Source organism: Borrelia puertoricensis (assembly GCF_023035875.1).
Lineage (GTDB): Bacteria > Spirochaetota > Spirochaetia > Borreliales > Borreliaceae > Borrelia > Borrelia puertoricensis.
Map to the genome: position 1 here is coordinate 69,642 of NZ_CP075379.1, position 19,689 is coordinate 89,330.

General features: G+C 27.4%; 18 protein-coding genes. 11 read left to right on the forward strand and 7 right to left on the reverse strand.

The annotated features are described in order from the left end of the window. Position 1 precedes the first annotated feature (1 nt). The 8 genes from bpuSUM_RS00370 to bpuSUM_RS00405 all read left to right on the forward strand — a co-directional run bounded on the left by bpuSUM_RS00370 (position 2) and on the right by bpuSUM_RS00405 (position 8,152). On the forward strand, positions 2–571 hold the full coding sequence (locus bpuSUM_RS00370) for a hypothetical protein (protein ID WP_247065211.1): 570 nt from the start codon (positions 2–4) through the stop codon (positions 569–571). Further along, positions 571–1,648 (forward strand): peptide chain release factor 2 gene (gene prfB / locus bpuSUM_RS00375; RefSeq protein WP_247065212.1). Its coding sequence is split into 2 segments (ribosomal slippage): positions 571–626 and positions 625–1,648, totalling 1,080 coding nucleotides; the frame shifts between segments, so codons are not numbered across the junction. The genes bpuSUM_RS00370 and prfB overlap by 1 nt, the downstream gene beginning before the upstream one ends. Then, positions 1,630–3,036, forward strand: coding sequence for a coiled-coil domain-containing protein (locus bpuSUM_RS00380; RefSeq protein ID WP_247065214.1), 1,407 nt, complete (start codon positions 1,630–1,632; stop codon positions 3,034–3,036). Before prfB ends, bpuSUM_RS00380 begins: the two co-directional genes overlap by 19 nt. Positions 3,037–3,086: 50 nt before the next feature. Next, positions 3,087–3,932, forward strand: a complete 846-nt coding sequence (ftsY, locus tag bpuSUM_RS00385) for a signal recognition particle-docking protein FtsY (protein WP_247066179.1) — start codon at positions 3,087–3,089, stop codon at positions 3,930–3,932. After that, the gene (locus bpuSUM_RS00390) at positions 3,929–4,990 is read left to right on the forward strand and encodes a hypothetical protein (RefSeq protein ID WP_247065216.1); all 1,062 of its coding nucleotides are present in this window, start codon (positions 3,929–3,931) and stop codon (positions 4,988–4,990) included. The genes ftsY and bpuSUM_RS00390 overlap by 4 nt, the downstream gene beginning before the upstream one ends. Next, the gene (locus bpuSUM_RS00395) at positions 4,977–6,224 is read left to right on the forward strand and encodes an ABC transporter permease (protein WP_247065218.1); all 1,248 of its coding nucleotides are present in this window, start codon (positions 4,977–4,979) and stop codon (positions 6,222–6,224) included. The genes bpuSUM_RS00390 and bpuSUM_RS00395 overlap by 14 nt, the downstream gene beginning before the upstream one ends. Continuing rightward, entirely contained in the window at positions 6,225–6,905 is a 681-nt protein-coding gene (locus bpuSUM_RS00400; protein ID WP_247065220.1) for an ABC transporter ATP-binding protein, read from the forward strand. Next, positions 6,902–8,152 (forward strand): ABC transporter permease, encoded by a 1,251-nt coding sequence (locus bpuSUM_RS00405; protein WP_430644638.1) that lies wholly within the window; start codon positions 6,902–6,904, stop codon positions 8,150–8,152. Before bpuSUM_RS00400 ends, bpuSUM_RS00405 begins: the two co-directional genes overlap by 4 nt. A gap of 28 nt (positions 8,153–8,180) precedes the next feature. Here bpuSUM_RS00405 and bpuSUM_RS00410 read toward each other — a convergent pair whose 3' ends face one another. Then, entirely contained in the window at positions 8,181–9,464 is a 1,284-nt protein-coding gene (locus bpuSUM_RS00410; protein ID WP_247065222.1) for a hypothetical protein, read from the reverse strand. Next, a complete protein-coding gene (locus bpuSUM_RS00415; protein WP_247065224.1) occupies positions 9,457–9,774 on the reverse strand; it encodes a hypothetical protein in 318 nt (105 codons plus the stop codon). The genes bpuSUM_RS00410 and bpuSUM_RS00415 overlap by 8 nt, the downstream gene beginning before the upstream one ends. Before the next feature lie 203 nt (positions 9,775–9,977). On the opposite strand from bpuSUM_RS00415, the gene bpuSUM_RS00420 reads away from it, so the two are divergent. The 3 genes from bpuSUM_RS00420 to bpuSUM_RS00430 all read left to right on the forward strand — a co-directional run bounded on the left by bpuSUM_RS00420 (position 9,978) and on the right by bpuSUM_RS00430 (position 13,372). After that, entirely contained in the window at positions 9,978–11,246 is a 1,269-nt protein-coding gene (locus bpuSUM_RS00420; protein WP_247065226.1) for a cysteine desulfurase, read from the forward strand. A gap of 170 nt (positions 11,247–11,416) precedes the next feature. Continuing rightward, positions 11,417–11,827, forward strand: a complete 411-nt coding sequence (locus bpuSUM_RS00425) for an iron-sulfur cluster assembly scaffold protein (protein WP_247065228.1) — start codon at positions 11,417–11,419, stop codon at positions 11,825–11,827. A gap of 15 nt (positions 11,828–11,842) precedes the next feature. Further along, positions 11,843–13,372, forward strand: coding sequence for a YifB family Mg chelatase-like AAA ATPase (locus tag bpuSUM_RS00430; protein WP_247065231.1), 1,530 nt, complete (start codon positions 11,843–11,845; stop codon positions 13,370–13,372). Between the two features lie 22 nt (positions 13,373–13,394). Here bpuSUM_RS00430 and bpuSUM_RS00435 read toward each other — a convergent pair whose 3' ends face one another. The 5 genes from bpuSUM_RS00435 to bpuSUM_RS00455 all read right to left on the reverse strand — a co-directional run bounded on the left by bpuSUM_RS00435 (position 13,395) and on the right by bpuSUM_RS00455 (position 19,682). Continuing rightward, positions 13,395–14,345, reverse strand: a complete 951-nt coding sequence (locus bpuSUM_RS00435) for an L-lactate dehydrogenase (RefSeq protein ID WP_247065233.1) — start codon at positions 14,343–14,345, stop codon at positions 13,395–13,397. 174 nt (positions 14,346–14,519) lie between these two features. Continuing rightward, a complete protein-coding gene (gene lepA / locus bpuSUM_RS00440; protein ID WP_247065235.1) occupies positions 14,520–16,325 on the reverse strand; it encodes a translation elongation factor 4 in 1,806 nt (601 codons plus the stop codon). Positions 16,326–16,365: 40 nt separating this feature from the next. After that, positions 16,366–17,343 carry a hypothetical protein gene (locus tag bpuSUM_RS00445; RefSeq protein WP_247066201.1) on the reverse strand — a complete coding sequence of 326 codons (978 nt, stop codon included), beginning with the start codon at positions 17,341–17,343 and terminating at the stop codon, positions 16,366–16,368. 63 nt (positions 17,344–17,406) lie between these two features. Beyond that, entirely contained in the window at positions 17,407–17,841 is a 435-nt protein-coding gene (locus bpuSUM_RS00450) for a V-type ATP synthase subunit K (RefSeq protein WP_247065237.1), read from the reverse strand. Between the two features lie 14 nt (positions 17,842–17,855). After that, the gene (locus tag bpuSUM_RS00455; protein ID WP_247065239.1) at positions 17,856–19,682 is read right to left on the reverse strand and encodes a V-type ATP synthase subunit I; all 1,827 of its coding nucleotides are present in this window, start codon (positions 19,680–19,682) and stop codon (positions 17,856–17,858) included. Positions 19,683–19,689 lie beyond the last annotated feature (7 nt).

Here is a 19,689-nt window from a genome sequence, read left to right on the forward strand (position 1 = left end):
TATGAAAAATAGTTTAATAATGTATCTATTAGTAAATAATCTATTACTAATACACTTTATCGGAATTGAAGACATAAAAATCAACAATAACAAGACATTATCAAAAAAGTATTTGGTCGTTATAATAACTTCTTTATTAATTTATTCAAGTCTTTTTTACGTTTATAAATTATTCTCAGAACATAACTTATTATTTATAATACCAATTATATATATAACATTGATCTATATACTAACGATAATACTAAAAACATTAAACAATATCTTAATTGTTTACAACAACAAATCAAAATATTCAAACGACTTTCTGCTATCCAATAGTAGTTTAATTGCAATAACATTCTTTGCATTAGATAAAAGTCATAACTTTTTAGAAGGCATTAAAATAATCATTTTATCTTCATTCAGTATCTTAATAGCTCTTATATTAATAACCCTAACAAAGAAAAGTTTTGAAAAAAAATTAACATCAAAAATATTAGCCAATGAAACAATATATTTTTTTATAATGTTCATTTTATCTTTAATTCCAAATATAATTATGTTAATAAATAATATCGAGGGTTTATAATGAGAGAAAAAATAAATGAACTTTTGGAACAAATTGAAAATGTATGGAGGAAACTTTGACAGCAATAAGATCAAGATAGAACTTAAAGAATATGAAAAACAAATGAATGATGAAAATTTTTGGAATGATAATAAAAAAGCACAAGAGATCCTTAAAAATCAAAATATTTTAAAAGCCAAAATTGAACCTTGGGAAGATTTGATATGTAAACTCAAAGACTTAAGAGAACTCTGCGAAATTGCAGAAAACGAAGAAGATACAGCGCTAATCGATCAAGACATTAATAAACTAAAAGAACAGTATAAGCATCTCCTAACATTATCTTATTTTAAAGAAGATATTGATATCAATAATGCATTCTTGACAATACACTCAGGAGCAGGTGGCACAGAAGCTTGTGATTGGGTTAGCATGTTATATAGAATATACCTAAGATATTCTGAAAGACATGGGTACAAAACAGAAATCATAGACTTACTTGAAGCTGAGGGGGGCATTAAATCTGTTACAATTGAAATAAAAGGAGAATATGCTTACGGATTTTTAAAAAGTGAAGTAGGAATACATCGTCTTGTAAGAATTTCTCCTTTTGACGCTGCAAAAAAGAGACACACATCTTTTGCATCTGTTTTCATTGATCCTGTAATTGATGATAAAATTGAAATAACAATTAAACCAGAAGATATTAGAGTTGATACATATAGAGCCTCAGGAGCAGGAGGGCAACATGTCAATAAAACATCTTCTGCTGTTAGAATTACACACCTTCAAACGGGAATAGTAACTCAATCTCAAACCGATAGAAGCCAACATAGAAATAAAGATCTAGCAATGAGAGTATTAAAATCAAAACTTTATGAACACTACAAAGTACTAGAACAACAAAAAAATAAATCTAAACAAGAGGAGAAAAAAGATATATCTTGGGGCAATCAAATAAGATCTTACATCTTTCAACCCTATACTTTAGTCAAAGATCACAGAACAAAATTTGAAAATCCAAACATCATATCTGTTATGGATGGAAACATTGATAACTTTATAGAAGAATATCTTAAATGGAAAAATCTAAGTTAATTATAACATTATTTTTAATCTTAACATTAAAACTAGCATATCCTCAAAGTAAAATTGAGTATGGTTTTTCTTATATCATCAACACACAAGATGAAAATAAAAATCTTCAAGAAGGCATTGAGCAAACACTAGATAAAATTTATAAGACAATCAATGAACATATTGTAAATAATAATGATAAAGATTTCATCAGACACATTTACATAAATCAAAATATAGTGAATAAAGAACGAGAGATTAGCAAACTAAAAGAAGATATGGACAAAAAAAAGCTACAAAATGCAATAAGTTCCAGAGAAGAAAATAAAATAGCAATCAAGATAAACGAGCTTAAAAAAGACATTGAAAATATTAAAATTAAACAAAAAGAACTTGAAGAGTACCTTATAAATTTAAAAAAAATGAAAACAAAATACATAAAACATAAAGAAAAAATACATCCATCAAATTTAAACACAGAATTTTTAATAAGTCAAGAGCTATTTTTCATCAATTATATACATCTTAAAAAAATAGAAAAATATTATCTAGTTGAAATTAGCAATATCACTCCTCAAGGAGTCAAGGTTAAAAAAGAAATTTTTCACCTATCATCATCCGTTGATGATATTGCAAACAAAATAGCAGAGCTTAGTTTTGAAGAAATATTAGGAAGAGAATTTATTAAAATTAAGATCAATGTCATCAATAATTTAGATGCTAAAATATATATAAACGAACAATTTGTATCAAAAGGAATATATAACAATGATATATGGGATATTTCTAAACTCCCGAACAAAGAAATTATCATTAACATAACAAGCACAACTTACAAACCCCATACAGTAAAGCAAAAGGTAAAAAGCGGAGATACAATTAACTTAAATATCAACTTACAAAAAACAAATTCTAGAAAAATACCAATTACAAGTAATGTAACATCCAAAGTATTTAAAAAAGGAATATTCATAGGAGAAACTCCAATTGAAATTGAAGAACCTGAGGGCATAGAATCTATTTTATTACAAGCTAAAGGATACAAAAACATGTTCAAAATGATCAGCAAAGAAGATAAAGAAATTAATATTGAAATGTTAAAAGACAATAAAAATGAACTTATTATAAAAAGAGATCAATTCTATATAAATCTCGGAATCTTCACATTAAATTTAATAGGTACTGCCTTTGCCATAACAAAATACAATGAATCATCAGAACTTTATAATATCGCTTTAAAGAATATTATTAGACGTAAAATAACACCTCATGATTTATATAACACAAAATCAGAACAAATGATTACAACATTTTTACTTGCTACAGGAATTACACTTTCTGTTGGCAGTTTTATACCGTTAATAATTCATATGGTACAATATATTCAAGAAGCAAGCAGAGGTGAATAAATTATTGTAAAATTATTTAGCAAACAATAAAAAATAGGAGAATGAAAATTTTGGGCATTTTCGACAAGATAAAAAATTTATTTAAGAACAAAGAAAAAACACAAATATTTGAAAATTTAGAAGATATTCTCTTAGAAGCAGATATTAAAAATGATATAGTAATTGAAATAATAGAAAATATAAAAAAACTTAAAGTCAAAGATGAAGAAGAAACACTCTTAAAACTAAAAGATTTTCTTAAAAGTTACATAAACCAACAATCCCTAAACTTAGAGAATAAAAGATTAAACATATTATTGATAATTGGGGTGAATGGAGTTGGCAAGACCTCAAGCATCATAAAGCTTGCAAATAAATTTAAAAATGAAGATAAAAACGTATTAATAGCTGCAGCAGACACATTCAGAGCAGCAGCAATTGAACAAATTAAAATACAGAGCGAAAAAATTGGAATTAAAGTCATATCTCAAAATCAAGGAAGCGACGCAGCAGCAGTAATATTTGACAGCATCTCAAGTGCAAAGACCAAAAATTATGATATATTAATAATTGACACAGCAGGAAGACTTCAAAACAAAGAAAATCTAATCAAAGAACTCCAAAAGATGGATAATGTAATCAAAAAGCAAATGAGCAAAACAAATGCTAACTATAAAAAAATATTAGTAATAGACTCTATCTCTGGAAAGAATATAAATAATCAAACAGAAATATTTAACAAAGCAATAGAAATTGATGGAATAATAGCCACAAAATTTGACTCATCATCTAGAGCAGGTGGAATAATAAATATCTCAAAATTATTTAAGAAACCAATATACTTCTTTACATTTGGGGAACAAGTAGAACATATTAAAGAATTCAACATTGATGACTACTTGAATAAATTATTATGACAAAAAAGATAGTAATATTATTCTTAATATTTATAATACCAAGTACATATGGGCAAAATTACTTTATATCCGACATATTTTTCAATAAATATCAAGAAATATATGAAATCCCACAAACAGGATTCTACATTGAATACACGAAAATTAATGAAATTGAAAAATTTAGTCTCTTTAAAGACCTACAACTAATAAAATACAAAACACAAAAAACAATAAAAGATGATAAAAAAAAATTAACATTCTATAATGAAAAAGATATCAAAACAAAAGAAGAAATTTATGACAATTTGAACAATAAAATAAAAGAAATAAAATATAGTCCTAAAGGAATAATTCTTGAATCTGTCAATTTTTTTTATAAAAACAATGATTTAATTTATAAAGAAATCAAAATTTTAAATCAAAAGCCAAAAACACTATACTACATGAAAGATTCTAGTGGCAAGCTTTTAAAAATAACAGGTTCAGATTTTCAAGTTTGGAATTACGGAATCAATGGGGAGATAAAGTCCACATACTTCGACATAAAAAAGTCCAAAACAAAAGTAATTCAATATGATGATCAAAAAAGAAATTTAGAAAGCATAATATTAGACAATAACAAAATCAAATCTAGAGAAAAAAATCAATATTTAGATGATAATGAAATAATCAATACCGAAGAAAAAGAAGAAGGCAACATAAAAATTATATCAAAATATAAAGGTCCTAACTTAATCAAAAAAGAAATATACAAAAACAATAAAATAACAGAGATCAGTGATTTTGAATATAATGAATCTGGAAACGTTATAGTTGAAAATGTAACTGTAAAAGAAAACAAAAAAGAACATAACACTAAAACAAAATATGAATATAATTCTGATAATAGATTAACGTCAAAAACAATTTATGAGAATAACTTAATATTATTAAAAACTGACTATTTTAATGATCATGAATACGAACAAGAAATATACTACAATGGAAATCCTATCTTTAAAGTAAGATACAAAAATGACGAAATTATTGAAGAAATAAATAAAAATATTAACAGAGATAAAAATGGGATTAAATAAATTCTTATTGAAAAGATTGATTTTAGATGAACAAAATAGTTTATCACTCACAATTGTAATAGTTTTAAGCATAGTGCTTGGACAAATAATTATCATTATCACAATATCAATAATGAATGGTTTTCAAAATGACTTTTTCACAAGCATATCTACTCTAGAGAGTGGTAATTTAAAAATTGAAAGCCAATTAAATGATCAAGGGCTTAATGCTCTCAAAGAGATTAAAGAAATAATTCAAATAAATAAAATCTATGAAACACAAGGCATTGGAATTGAAAACTATTACTATCCAAGTATCTTGAATATCATTGCACTTGACACAAAAGACATCATAGAAGATAAAAATTTTATCCTACTAACAGGCCTTACACAATCTGAACTCCAACTTAACGATGATGAAATCATAATAGGAGATGTACTCTCATATAACTTAGGCCTACTTGAAGGCGACATAATAGGATTAATATTAAGTGATGAAATAAAAAATTTACAAATATTAAAAAACGAAGTAAAATATTTTAAAATAAAAGCCATTTTTAAGAGCAACTATGCCAAAATAAATGAATCCACAATATTTATGAATATTAATTACTTTTACAAAAAACAAATTATAAAAGATTCAGATATTAAATATCAAATAAAAACACAAAATTTATATCCTAGCAAAAGCTTAATAAACAAAATAAAAAATATTAATCCCAACATCCAATTTAAATCATGGAACGAATATAATAAAGAATTCTATAAAGCACTAAAAATAGAAAGGAATACAATGTTAATCATTTTAACAAGCATATTTCTTGTCATTGCCGTTAACACATATTATTTACAAAAAAGAATTATAATCAATAAAAGCAAATCGATTTCAATAATCTTATCCTTAGGGCTTAAATCGCAAAAAATCAGGGAAATTTTCTTAATTCATTCAGTAATAATCTGCATACTCGGAGGAATTATTGGATTAATTGCGGGCATTATAATATCTTCAAATATCAATGAAATTTTAAATGTAATTGATATTTTAATAAACAGCCTGATTAATACTATAAATTATGTATTAAAATTAAAACTAGAAAATATAGAAATCAAAATAGTTAAAAACACAATTACACCTAAAATATTTTTAAGTGATTTAATGTTCACACTATTTTTTGCTTGCTTGTTTACCATATGCTCAAGCCTAAAGGTAACAAAAAAGATCAAATATGTTGATAAAATAAACGGAGCCTCATAAATGAAAAATATTATGTGTATAACGGAAATACATAAAACATACACTAAAAACAAAACAAAAATAAAAGTATTAGAAAATTTAAATTTAAATGTAAAAGATGGGGACTTTATTTCAATTCAAGGCAAAAGCGGATGTGGGAAATCTACACTTTTTAACATCATATCAGGAATTGATAAAATGGATTCAGGCGACATAATTTCATGCGGAATATCTTTAAAGAATGCAAGTGAAAAAACCCTAAGTTTATATAAAAACAAAAAAATAGGTCTTGTATTTCAAAATCACAATTTAATTGATGAGTTTAGTGTATTTGAAAATATTATTTTACCTAAAATAATTGAGGGGAAAGATAACTTAGAAACAATAAATAGAAAAGCTCTACGCTTAATGAAAATATTAGAAATAGATACAAGAGGAGATCACTACCCTTCAGAGCTCTCAGGAGGAGAAGCACAAAGAGCAGCAATTGCAAGGGCTTTAATAAATGAACCAAACATAATCTTATGCGATGAACCTACTGGTAATCTGGATATTAACACCGCAAAAACGGTAGAATCTTTATTAATAAACACAGCTAAAACATTTCACAAAACACTAATTTTAGTCAGTCACAATCCAGAATTTTCAAATAAAGCAGATATAAAATATGAACTTAAAGAAAAAACACTAAAGAGAATATGATGCGTCCAAATATCAAAGAACTCACAAAAATAGCATACATAATATTTATAAATTCAAAAAATAAAAAAGCCTTGATTGGTTCTGGAATATCTTTAAGTTTAGTAATGATTCCTTTAATTATTGTCTACTACATGTCAAACAATATAATGAATTCTACAATAGAAAAATATATTGAAAATGAAGGATTTTCCGTACAAATTGAATATAATGAAATTCAAAAAGATACATATCTTAAGTCTAAATTAGAAAAATTAAAAAAAGAATACCAACATGATGAACTAAAATATTTTTTTGAAAGAAGAACCTACGGAATAATCGGAAATAATAAAAAACAAGGTGTATTAATAAGAGCAATAGAAAACAAATTTATTGATGAAAATAAGCATATAAAATTAATAGACGGCACAAAAAGCTTCAACAAAAATGAAATATTGATATCAAAACAAATTAAAGACAGACTTAATTTAAACATCAACGAATCTATTTATATAGTAGTACCAAATAATAAGCATCAAAAAATATTCCCCAAAGCAAAAAAGTTTAATATATCAGGAATCATTGAAACGGGTTTAAGAGAAGTTGACAAAAACTTAGTTCTCATCTCACTACAAGATTCAAATATCATGTCGGAAGAATTTTCTAAAAGAATAATTGGAATTTCTATCAAACCCAATATCAAAGAAAAAACTGATAATTTAAAGAAAAATATTCAAAAAGAATTTCAAGAATACAAAATAAAAACATTTTATGAGCTTTATTTAAACAAATATACAAACTTAGATATCAGCAAAAAACTTTTAATATTTATTATGGCATTTATTGTAATATTTGCAAGTATTAATATATCCTCATCTCTTTGTATGTTAATACTTGAAAATAAAAAGAAAATTGCAATATTTAAATCAATTGGAATGAATAATTCAAGTCTCAAACTAATATTTATATTAATAGCACTTGTTCTAAGCTCAATATCTTGCATAATAGGAATAATCATTGGAAATTACATAACCATTAATATCGAACATTTAATTAATATAATAGATATGATTATTAATACAATTTTAAAAATATTTGGAACTTATAACACAGAACTTTTAAACTCTGATTATTATATCTCTGAATTTAATATCAAAATAAGCTACAAATTTAGCTTAATTATTCTCTTATCTTACACGCTAATTAGTATTACAACAACGCTTATTCCTCTAAATATTATTTCAAAGTTTAAAGAAAAAGAAATTCTATAAATAAATCAATATTTTATACATAAAAATACTATCTTACAAATACATTCACAATCTTAATAGAGGACAACTCTTCTTTAATATTTGGATAAATCTCCTTTGGGAAAATCGTCTTTAACGAAAAACTTTGCCTAGAGTAAGGCTTAAGAAAAGAATTGGCTTCAGAAATTAACTTTCGTTGCAGCGATCTAATAATCTGACTATCCTTAGAAACATAAGTCATTTCAATTTCCAAACCTTTAATATTATCTTTTGAACCATTGTAAACCTCTATTAAAGAATTAGCCTCATAAATTCCAAAAGATTCATTAAAATAACTCCCAAGATATTTAAAATTTAATATTGAAGAACTTGTTTCTAAATTAACACTAGACAAATTATCAACTTCACTAAAAAATTCAACTAAACGTATATCAAGAACCATTTTTTTAGGATGTCCATTAATCTCTTTGGAAATATTGTATATAAAATCAATTGGTGCATATACACCTTTACTCCATTTATTAGGAAAATCACTTGTTTTTTCAAAAACCTTATTTAAAATAGGCCTTCCTAAATCATCATAAACAGTAACACCATAATAAATCCTTTTAATAGGCTCTTTATCTGAAACAACCCCTGCTCTTAGCTGATAAGCATGTGCATCTCCAAAAACTAACACCTTAGCATCTTCAACTTCAACATGATATAAAACATAAGGACCTGCAGCAAGATTAACAGATTCAACCACTAAATCAGATGCCCTTGTAACTGAAGGTAACCCTTGAAACGTGGTCCTATTAACATCTTTTACTTCATCAAGCTCTTCATAGCCATTAATAAAGGGATGCATTATTGTATATGTAATAAATGCAATAATAGCTATTAATACAAAACTTAACAATAATATTAGCACTCGATGTTTTAATCTCTCAGCTTCATCATACTCTTTTAAGTTAATTCCACTCACTATTCCAAATTCTCGAGCCTGTAAACTTATATGAATCAATTTTTTATTTACATTTTTACCATCTATTCTCTTTACAAGTCTCTTATAAAAATTAAAAAATGAAGCAAAAATAGATTTATTATGAAGAGAATACAAATATATAGTCTCAAGTTCTCTTAAAGAATCACTCAGTTCCCCCATTTCTTCTAATCGCTGAGCTCTATCATATATCTTAGAAAAACGCATTTCAATATTTTCAATATCAGCATCAGAGATATCTGCTCGTTCAATAATATCTTTTATACCGTTTTCTTTTAAAATCTTATTTTTATATTTAGCCAGTTTAGATAAATAAATCTTAATTCTTTCTTCAGAAGTCTTACTCATTATCTTCTAATTCATCAACTTTTTTTAAGAGCCAATAAGCAATATTTTTAGCAGTATCTTTTGTAATAGAAATTCCAACAAAAGAATTTATTAAAATTATCTTCTCTTTAGAACTCTTAAACTCTCCAGAAATCTCTTCCAAAGCACCCTCTTTAGTCTTAGTATAAACAATTTCTTCAGGAATTTCTGTGGATTCAAAGACAAGATCACAAAAAATCTCTCCAGTATTAGTTACACTGCCATAAATATTATTAATAGGTACTAATTTATAATCCTCTGCTTTTTCAAATCTGTAAATTATTTCTTTCATAAAACGAATTATAACATAAACGTATATTTAATATAAAAGCTTAAAATTAAACATAATGATAAAATATAGACATCAGAACACAAACTGACTTAACAAAAAAATATAAGAAATTTTATATGTCAAAATAAAATTTATAAAATAAAAAATAATGGTATAATTTTTAAAATAAAAATTCTTACATAAAAATAAAGAGTACTAAACAAATGGATCTTAACCTTGTAAAAAACACAAATGAAAAAGTCAAAATCCTAAGGAAAGACTTCCCTATTCTAAATAAAACCATTAATGACAAAAAAATCATTTATTTTGACAATGCCGCAACTTCTCAAAAACCACAAAGTGTGATTTCATCTATAGTTGAATACTACACAAATTATAATGCAAATGTGTACAGAAGCGGACATGAACTTGCAATACAATCCAGCTTAAAAGTAGAAAAAATAAGAAAAATTGTTAAAAAATTTATCAATGCAGAGTCTTATAAAAACATAATATTTAATTCTGGCACTACAGATGGAATAAACACAGTAGTAAATTCATTAATCTTTTCAAAACTTTTAAAAAAAAATGACGAAATCATCACAACAATGCTCGAACACAATAGTAATTTGCTTCCTTGGATAAATATTGCCAAATTTTTAAAATTAAAAATTAAACTTGCAAAATTTAATGAAATGGGAATAATTCAACCATCACAAATAAAAAACTTAATTACAGATAAAACAAGAATTATTACTATATCTAGCATAAACAATATATTAGGAACTATACAAGATTTAGAAACAATTGGAAAGCTTGCTAGAGATAATAAAATTATTTTATTCATAGATGCAGCTCAAATGGCGCCTCATATGAATATAGATGTAAAAAAAATAGACTGTGATTTTTTAGTATTCTCAGGACACAAAATGCTTGCTCCAACAGGCATTGGGGTCTTATATATATCAGACAAAATTATAGATAAACTCAACAGTTCCAAATTAGGAGGTAACACCATAGAAAATATTTTCATAAAAAATGGAGAGCTTAACTTTAAAACTCTTGAATCTCCAAATAAATTTGAATCGGGCACACCAAACATTGCAGGAATCATTGGTCTTGGCAAAGCAATAGAATATATTAATAACGTCTCAATGGAATTTATTCAAGAACATGATAGAGCACTGATTGAATATTGTGTTACAAAATTAAAAGAAATTGATGAAGTTGAATTCATTCTCAATAAAGATATCAAACGGAAATCAATAATATCATTTACAGTAAAAAATATTCACTCACATGACATCGAGACATATCTTGATACAATGGGAATTGCAATTAGATCTGGAAAAACTTGCGCTTACCTTGCATTTTTTTCAGAAAATATCAAAAAAGACCATCTACTAAGAATAAGCTTTTATTTATACAATACAAAAGAAGAAATTGATACTTTCATATCCTATTTAAAGAAAACAATAAAAGCATTTTATTAAATTTATCTTTAAAAAAGCTCACAAAAGTTATTAATTAGCTTACATAAAGATTACAATACTCAATAATATCAAAGATAATGTGTATAAAATCTAGTCATTACATAAAACTTAAATTAAATCAATATAAAATTATTATTGATTTAATCAAGCAAACCTCTTAAAATTGAAACATGTTTTCAGAAGAAACAAAAAAAGAACTAATAAGATTCAGCAAAATAAAAAAGTATTATTTTAAAACAGATAAAAATCAAAGTTCAGTATATCACCAATCTAAGTGCGGCGACCAAATAACTTTTAAAACCAATGAAAACAACGAAAAAATTAGATTAAAATACAACGCATATGGATGCATAATTTTTCTCTCAAGTGCTTATACTTTAACTAAGCTATGTGATAACAAACCTAAAAAAGAAATATTAGAAATAATAACAAAAACAATCAATAAAGATTTTGAAAATTTAGAAGAAATTGATAAAAGCCTTAAAAATTTTGAAAATTTCTTATATACAAATAGAAAAGATTGCTTCATGCTACCATACAAAGCTCTAAAAGAGATCTTAAATACCACATATAACTTTTAATTTAAGGAGAATTATATGAAAATATACTCTCACTCATCAATAGGATATGAAGGAGAACTCATTGAAATTGAAGTAGATATTAGAAAAGGAATATCAGGAATTGATATTGTTGGACTAGCTGGAAGTGAAATCAAAGAATCAAGAGAAAGGGTAAAATCCGCTATCAAAAATTCAGAATTTACCTTTCCAAAAGACAGGATATTAATCAATCTAGCACCAGCCGGTATCAAAAAAATCGGTACAGCAATTGATCTTTCAATCGCAACAAGCATTATAGCTATAAAAGAAAATCAAAACAATAACTTAGAAGTTTTAATACTAGGTGAATTACAATTAGACGGACAAATACGAGCAATTAAAGGGGTATTGCCTGCCATTTCACTTGCAAAAAAAAGAGGCATCAAATGTATAATCATACCTTTCGACAATTTAGAAGAATCTCTTTTAATAGAAAATCTAAACATCTGGGGAGTAAAAACTTTAAAAGAAACCCTAGAAATAATAAGTAATCTTAACAATAATATATTTCCAGCAAAACCAACAATTAACTTTAAAACAGAATACAATGAAGAAAAATTTGAATACGATTTTAAAAATATCAAAGGACAACATAGAACCAAAAGAGCACTCGAAATTGCAGTCGCTGGAGGTCATAATATCATGATATTTGGTCCTCCTGGAAGTGGAAAAACTCTCAGCATAAAATGTGTACAGTCAATCTTACCTCCACTTACAAATAAAGAAATCATTGAAACAAATAGAATCTGGTCAGTCTCGGGTAAATTAATAGATACAAAAATCATAAGACAAAGACCATTTAGACAACCACATCAAACTGCAAGTAAAGAAGGAATAATTGGTGGAGGCTCTAATGCACTTCCTGGTGAAGTATCACTTGCTCACAATGGAATTTTATTCTTAGATGAAGCTTTGGAATTCCAAAAATCAATACTACAATCACTCCGCGAACCAATAGAAGATAAAATGATATCAATAGTAAGAGCAAGTTCAAAATCATTCAAATATCCTGCAAATTTTCAGTTAATGATTGCTACAAACCCCTGTCCTTGTGGCAACCTTGGAAAAAATGATACAGAATGTTTTTGTTCACAACAAGAGGTTTCAAACTACTGGAAAAAACTTGGAGCAGCAATGCTTGACAGAATTGATATTAGAGTACCAGTTAAACCAGTAGACAATACAAAATTATTCCAAGAAGATAATGAAAATTCGAGTGAAATAAGACAGAGAATAATAAAGGCAAGGAACATACAAAGTAAAAGATACGCAAATACTGAAAATATTCACAAGAATTCTGATCTTAAACCAGAACATATTGCTATATTTTGTGAATTAGATAAAATACTAAGAGAAGAAATGATTTATATGTTAAATAAACTTAACATATCATCAAGAGCAACTCATTCAATCTTAAAAATAGCAAGAACAATTGCGGATTTAAAAGAAGAAAACCATATCTCCAGAGAATCATTACTAGAAGCAATTGAACATAGAAAACATGGAGAAAGATTACTAGAAGAGTAAAAAAGCCCCAATTGGGGCGAAATTAAAACTCTATTTTATCAATATAACTTTTCAGTTGAGTAGCAGAAATTTTAAATTTTTCAAGTTCTCTATCACTTATCTTAAAATCAAGAACCTCTTTTACACCATCTTTACAAACAACAGAAGGTGCTCCAATATAAATATCCTTAACAAAATTACCATACTGCCCATTAATATATGAAGATATCGGCAAAATAAGGTTTTGGTCACTAATTATTGCATTGACAATTCTTTTAATACCAAGTCCAATAGCATAATAAGTTGCACCTTTAAGTTTAATCACCTCATAAGCAGCATTAACAACATTCTTGTGTATCTCATCAAGTTCTGCATCACTTATTTTTCCTTCAGCAAGATATTCTGATAAAGACTTCATAGCTATTTTAGTCTCATCCCAAGTAGCAAAAGAACTATCTCCATGCTCACCCATAATATATGAATGTATATTTTGAGTATTAACATTAAAACGCTCAGCTAAAAAATATCTAAGTCTTGAAGTATCAAGCGTTGTCCCTGTACCAATAACCTTATGAGTTGGAAAATTGGAATATTTCATTGTCACATAGGTCATAATATCAACAGGATTACTTGCAATTACAAAAATACCACTAAATCCACTTGAAACAACACTTGTTACAATTTCTTTAAAGATTTTAGTATTTTTATCAACCAAGTCAAGTCTTGTCTCACCTGGTTTTTGATTAAGACCTGCTGTAATTACAACAATATCAGCATCAGAACAATCATCATAATTGCCAAATTCTATTTTAATATTTTTTTCTAAGAACATCTGACCATGGTTTAAATCCATGACTTCACCCTTAGCCTTGTCTTGAGCTAAATCAATAATTACAAGCTCATGAACAAGTGAGTTATCTATTGTCAAAGCATAAGCAAAGCTTGAGCCAACACCACCAGCTCCAACAAGAACAACCTTATTACGTTTAAGCATAAACTATCTCCATATAAAATTATTTTATTGGTATAAAATAATTTTATAACAGTTTAAAACAATTTAACAATATTTTATAAAAATGAAATATTTTATAACTTGGTTATAAATAATTGTACCAATCATCAACAATTAATATCGCTGCAATAAAAATTTAACTGTTTAAGCATAAAATTAATTATCATCTGATTTAAGAATAGCAAGAAATGCACTTTGTGGTATCTCAATATTCCCTATCATCTTCAGTCGCTTCTTCCCCTCTTTTTGCTTTTCTAAAAGCTTTCTTTTTCGAGTAATATCACCCCCATAACATTTAGCAGTAACATCTTTCCTAACAGGTGAAATTGTTTCACGCGCAATAATGTTTGAACCAATAGCTCCTTGAATCGCTATTTTAAATTGTTGTCTTGCAATCTCGTTTTTTAATTTTTTACAAATACTTAAAGCCTTTGTTCTAGCACCATCCTTAAAGATTAACTGAGATAATGCATCAACTCTATCACCATTAACTAAAATATCCAACTTAACTAAATCTGTTTCCTCATATCCTAATAGTACATAGTCAAAAGAAGCGTATCCACGACTTACAGATTTAACCTTATCATAAAAATCAAAAAGTATCTCAGCAAGTGGCATCTTATAAATAACTTCAACACGTTTTGTATCAAGATAAATCAAATTTTCTTGCACACCTCTTTTAAGCAAACAAACACTCATAACATTCCCCAAAAATTCAGTGGGAACAATAATATTTGCTCTAATATAAGGCTCAAGAGCAACTTCAATGTTCTCATTTCCAGGAAATTGTTCAGAACCCTCAATAAAATAGGAATTCCCTTTTTTGGGAATAATTTTATAACGCACTGATGGTGATGTTAATATCACATTAAGATCAAATTCACGTTCAATTCTTTCCTGAATTACCTCTAAATGTAAAAGTCCCAAAAATCCACATTTAAATCCATGCCCAAGAGCAGCCGAGGCATCTTTTTCAAAAGTAAGTGACGCATCATTTAATTTAAGTCTATCCATTGCCTTCAAAAGATCATCATACTGATTAGCATCAACTGGATAAATAGAAGAAAACACAACGGGTTTAACTTCCTTAAACCCTTCAAGAGGCGCACTTGCTGGATTATCAACAAGAGTGACAGTGTCTCCTATCTTCACATCTGATATATTCTTTATTCCCGCAATAAAATAACCAACATCACCTGCTTCCAAAAGCTCTTTTCTTTCAAGAATTATTTTAAAAATTCCAATCTCTTCTACCAAATATTCCCTATCTGCATGCATCAGTTTAATTTTGTCGCCAGTTTTGATTTGTCCTTCAAAAATTCTAAAATGCACAATAACACCACGATAAGAATCATAATGTGAATCAAAAATTAAAGCTTTTAATGGACTCTTAACACTCCCTTTGGGAGACGGAACATATTTACAAATAGCCTCAAGCAACTCATCAATTCCTATTCCATTTTTAGCTGATATGGAAACAGCAATATTTGAATCTAATCCTAAATCATGTTCTATTTGCCCTTTTACAAAATCAATATCAGCACTTGGGAGATCTATTTTGTTAATAACAGGAATAACTTCAAGATTATGTTCAAATGCCATATAAAAGTTTGAAACAGTTTGAGCCTCTATTCCCTGACTAGCATCAACAAGTAAAAGTGCTCCTTCACAAGATGAAATTGCTCTTGAAACTTCATAAGAAAAATCAACATGCCCTGGAGTATCTACAAAATTAAGTTCATAAATATTGCCATCACTACACTTATAATCAATAGTAACTGCTTGACTCTTAATTGTAATACCCCGCTCTCTTTCAATATCCATACTATCAAGAATTTGACTTTTAAATTCACGATCTGAAACTATCTTGGCCTTTTGTATAAATCTATCTGCTAAAGTTGATTTACCATGATCAATATGTGCAATAATACAAAAATTTTTTTTATAAGAACTAATTGTCAAACCTCCCCTAAATTAAAATAAAATATTTAGGAATATTATACTAATACACACTTTTATTAAGCAAAAAATTCCTGATATGAATTTTTGATTTTAAAACATAAGGCGAAAATTTAGGAGCAAGATCAACAATCAACTTCCAAGTATCTATAGCTCTTAACGTGTGTTTATGATCATCATAACCATAAGTAGCATAAGCAATGGTATACACTATTTCCCAAAAATCTGTAGACTCAAAACTAGTTTTAACATCAGTATATTCATTTATTTTTTGAACAAAAGATCTTAAATTTTTAAACTCATAAAGCGGCTCATAATAACTAACACAGTCATACATTTTAGTCAAAATACCAATCGCAGCTACAAGTCCATGAGTAATTGCGAGTTCATAAGCACCAATCTTTAAATATACTTTTGATAATGACTGATGGGTATCGATAATATTGTATTTATTAAATCTATAAAGATTAAAAGTAAAATCTAAACCAGAAGTTCCCCTTACCTGTTTTAAATAAGAATGTAAATAAAACGATATATTAAATTTATTACCTGCAGTATTCTCATATTTTTGAACGAAGTAGTGATAATTATAATAATCATCACTACTTGAGAACTTACTCAAAATTTCATTCAAGTAATCAATCATATCAACATAATTATCTTCAATCTCAGCAATCTTTGCCAAAGCAAAAAGTATATTTTTTTCAAAAGATTTATCTAATAAATAATCTTTATCTTCCAAAGCCTTTTGAAGATGTAATTTTTCAAACACAACATTGCCAATCATGCTATAAGCAATGGATAAATAATAATTAGCTTCTGGATATATTCCTTTTCTAAGCAAAGCTTCCTGCAAATAACTAATTGCACTAGTAAGATTAGATTTAATAAATCCTTCCTTAGAATAAATAAATTGTCGTCCCTTTTCAAGTAAAATCCAATACGGAAATTCTTTCACACCTGATGAACTTAAATTGAAGACAAAACTGAAAATAAAAAGGAGCAAAAAAAGCCTTAGCATATCTATAAATATATTAAATTTTCTCACAAATTGCGAGAAAATTTAATGCCTAATCCTTCAAATTTAAACAAATTTAAATATCATCAAGAAGACCATTACAAAAAGGGCAACAGATTCTATGAGACCTAAAACCAAAAGATTTGTCGCAAATCCCTTGCCAGTTTCAGAAAAAGCATCACAAGCACCTGCAGCCGTTCTACCCTGCGCAAAAGCAGAAATAGAAATTGCAAGACCACCACCAAAACCAGCTCCAAATAATAACCAAGGATCTGCCTGTGTCATTATCCCTGCTAAAGTATTCATCAATATATAACCATATATTATTTGTGTCAAAGGTGCTGATACAAAAACAATTAATAAGAAAGGAGCTGGCTTACCTTGCATATAACATCTCTTCCATGCCCCAATAGCAGCACTTCCAGCAGCTCCCATACCCAAAGCTGAACCTATTGCGGCTATTGCTAGAGCCGAATTAACTCCTATTAAACCTATATTCATAATTCCCTCCTTATCTAATCTTTAATTTTTATTTTTCTAAAAGGCCTATAAGAATACCCATTCCATTCTTGCCCCAAATGGTTTGAAAATTCAAGCATATTAAGTCTTACCCCATGAACAACAACAGATAACAAAGATAACGTTATATTTAAAATATGTCCAAAAAGTATCACAATAATGCCACTTATTATAAGACCAATATTAGATGATTTTAATAAAGCTGCTGACATACTATTAAAACTATCAGAAATTGCAAGTCCCGCAAGTCCGACAGCAAAAAGTCTAATATAAGATATTATGTCTGCAAATCCTGCAACAGTAGCTAAAAATTGCTCTATTATGCCTCCAAAGCTCTTTAATACGCACATAAAAAAGTTTGAACCATCTTGTTTCTCAAAAATAAAAACAAGTATAACTCCACAATATATCATATTAAGAACAATGCTATGCATAGGAAACCTACCTTTGTCAAGTATTAAATTGAGAACAAGATAATAAAGCCCAGGCATTATAATAAGCCAACCAATTTGAGCAATTGAATGTATATGTGGTTTTTCCTTCACTTTTTGAATAAAATTCCACATATGAGCTAGTGATATTTGCAAAACACCTATTGTAAAACATATAAACATAATATTTTGAACACCATTTGTACCCGTCAAATACCCAAGTTTTAAAGACTTTAAAATAGGAAATAACTCAAGAATAAAAAGATTACTGCCAAACCAAGTACCAGTCATCGAACCATATATTATTGCTGATGTACTTAGATAAAATATTAAAGCATGAATAGATGTTAAAGGCTTACCTTTTATAAAATTGCCTAAACTAAGAAAAATACCTACTAGTAAGAATATTATTCCATAAGCCGCATCACCAATTATCATTCCAAAAAACATAAAGAAAAATAACATAAAAACACAACTAACATCTCTCTCTTTATAGCCAGGAATTGTATCTAAAACATCAAAAATAGGCTTAGCAAGCTTAGCAATTCCCCTTCTCTTTATATAAGTGGGAACAACATCATCATCCGGCTCTGCAAATTGTACCACAAATTTACCCTTAAGATTTTTAAGATCCTCCCGCTTATCTTCCGGAACGAATCCTGTAATATATACAAAATTATCATACACTACATCCATGTCAGCCATAACTTGCTCAAACTCAACAATTTGATCATACTCTTTTATTTCTTCTCTTAAAACATCCCTATATTTATTTAAAATTGATAATTGAGTTAACTTTTGATCTAAAATTTCATCAACAAATCTTAACTTATTCTCAATAAAATCAAGGTCAAACTCAAACTCATATTCATCAGCTGTATCTATTGTTTGTTTAGAATAATTAATAGTTACAAAATAGGCCATACCTTTATAATTATTAATAAGAGCAACTTTTGTTTCAGAGCATGCCAACAATTTTTTATATTCACCAATCCCAGACTTAAAAAATTGCACGTAAATATTACTTTCTCTCAATTTATTAACTAGTTCAAGAGAAAAATATCCCCAAAAAGATATAATATCTCTCTTATGAAGTAATGACTGCTGCATATCCCTTAAATCTTTAATTTCAGAACCTAAACTAATTATACTCTTTGCAACATCTAAAAAATTCTCATTTGAAGAGCTTAAAAGTTTTACTTCAGAATCATCCCCAAGTAAAGATAAAGCCTGAACCAAAATTCCCCTGTCTTCAATAACTTTCTCTAAAGATTCTGAAATTCTATTGCAAAAATTAATATGAACAACTCCCAGTTCTCTTAAAATTTCGAGTGACTCTCTTTTATATTTCAATAAAGTCAAAATCAAAACTTTGCTCATTTTTACAATCATAAACACA

Bases quoted from the DNA above. Each gene is read 5' to 3' on its own strand.
- bpuSUM_RS00400 (WP_247065220.1), top strand. From the start codon at position 6,225: ATGAAAAATATTATGTGTATAACGGAAATACATAAAACATACACTAAA.
- bpuSUM_RS00390 (WP_247065216.1), top strand. From the start codon at position 3,929: ATGACAAAAAAGATAGTAATATTATTCTTAATATTTATAATACCAAGT.
- bpuSUM_RS00425 (WP_247065228.1), top strand. From the start codon at position 11,417: ATGTTTTCAGAAGAAACAAAAAAAGAACTAATAAGATTCAGCAAAATA.
- bpuSUM_RS00380 (WP_247065214.1), top strand. From the start codon at position 1,630: ATGGAAAAATCTAAGTTAATTATAACATTATTTTTAATCTTAACATTA.
- bpuSUM_RS00405 (WP_430644638.1), top strand. From the start codon at position 6,902: ATGATGCGTCCAAATATCAAAGAACTCACAAAAATAGCATACATAATA.
- bpuSUM_RS00420 (WP_247065226.1), top strand. From the start codon at position 9,978: ATGGATCTTAACCTTGTAAAAAACACAAATGAAAAAGTCAAAATCCTA.
- bpuSUM_RS00455 (WP_247065239.1), bottom strand. From the start codon at position 19,682: ATGATTGTAAAAATGAGCAAAGTTTTGATTTTGACTTTATTGAAATAT.
- bpuSUM_RS00410 (WP_247065222.1), bottom strand. From the start codon at position 9,464: ATGAGTAAGACTTCTGAAGAAAGAATTAAGATTTATTTATCTAAACTG.
- bpuSUM_RS00450 (WP_247065237.1), bottom strand. From the start codon at position 17,841: ATGAATATAGGTTTAATAGGAGTTAATTCGGCTCTAGCAATAGCCGCA.
- bpuSUM_RS00430 (WP_247065231.1), top strand. From the start codon at position 11,843: ATGAAAATATACTCTCACTCATCAATAGGATATGAAGGAGAACTCATT.
- bpuSUM_RS00370 (WP_247065211.1), top strand. From the start codon at position 2: ATGAAAAATAGTTTAATAATGTATCTATTAGTAAATAATCTATTACTA.
- bpuSUM_RS00435 (WP_247065233.1), bottom strand. From the start codon at position 14,345: ATGCTTAAACGTAATAAGGTTGTTCTTGTTGGAGCTGGTGGTGTTGGC.
- bpuSUM_RS00445 (WP_247066201.1), bottom strand. From the start codon at position 17,343: ATGCTAAGGCTTTTTTTGCTCCTTTTTATTTTCAGTTTTGTCTTCAAT.
- bpuSUM_RS00415 (WP_247065224.1), bottom strand. From the start codon at position 9,774: ATGAAAGAAATAATTTACAGATTTGAAAAAGCAGAGGATTATAAATTA.
- bpuSUM_RS00395 (WP_247065218.1), top strand. From the start codon at position 4,977: ATGGGATTAAATAAATTCTTATTGAAAAGATTGATTTTAGATGAACAA.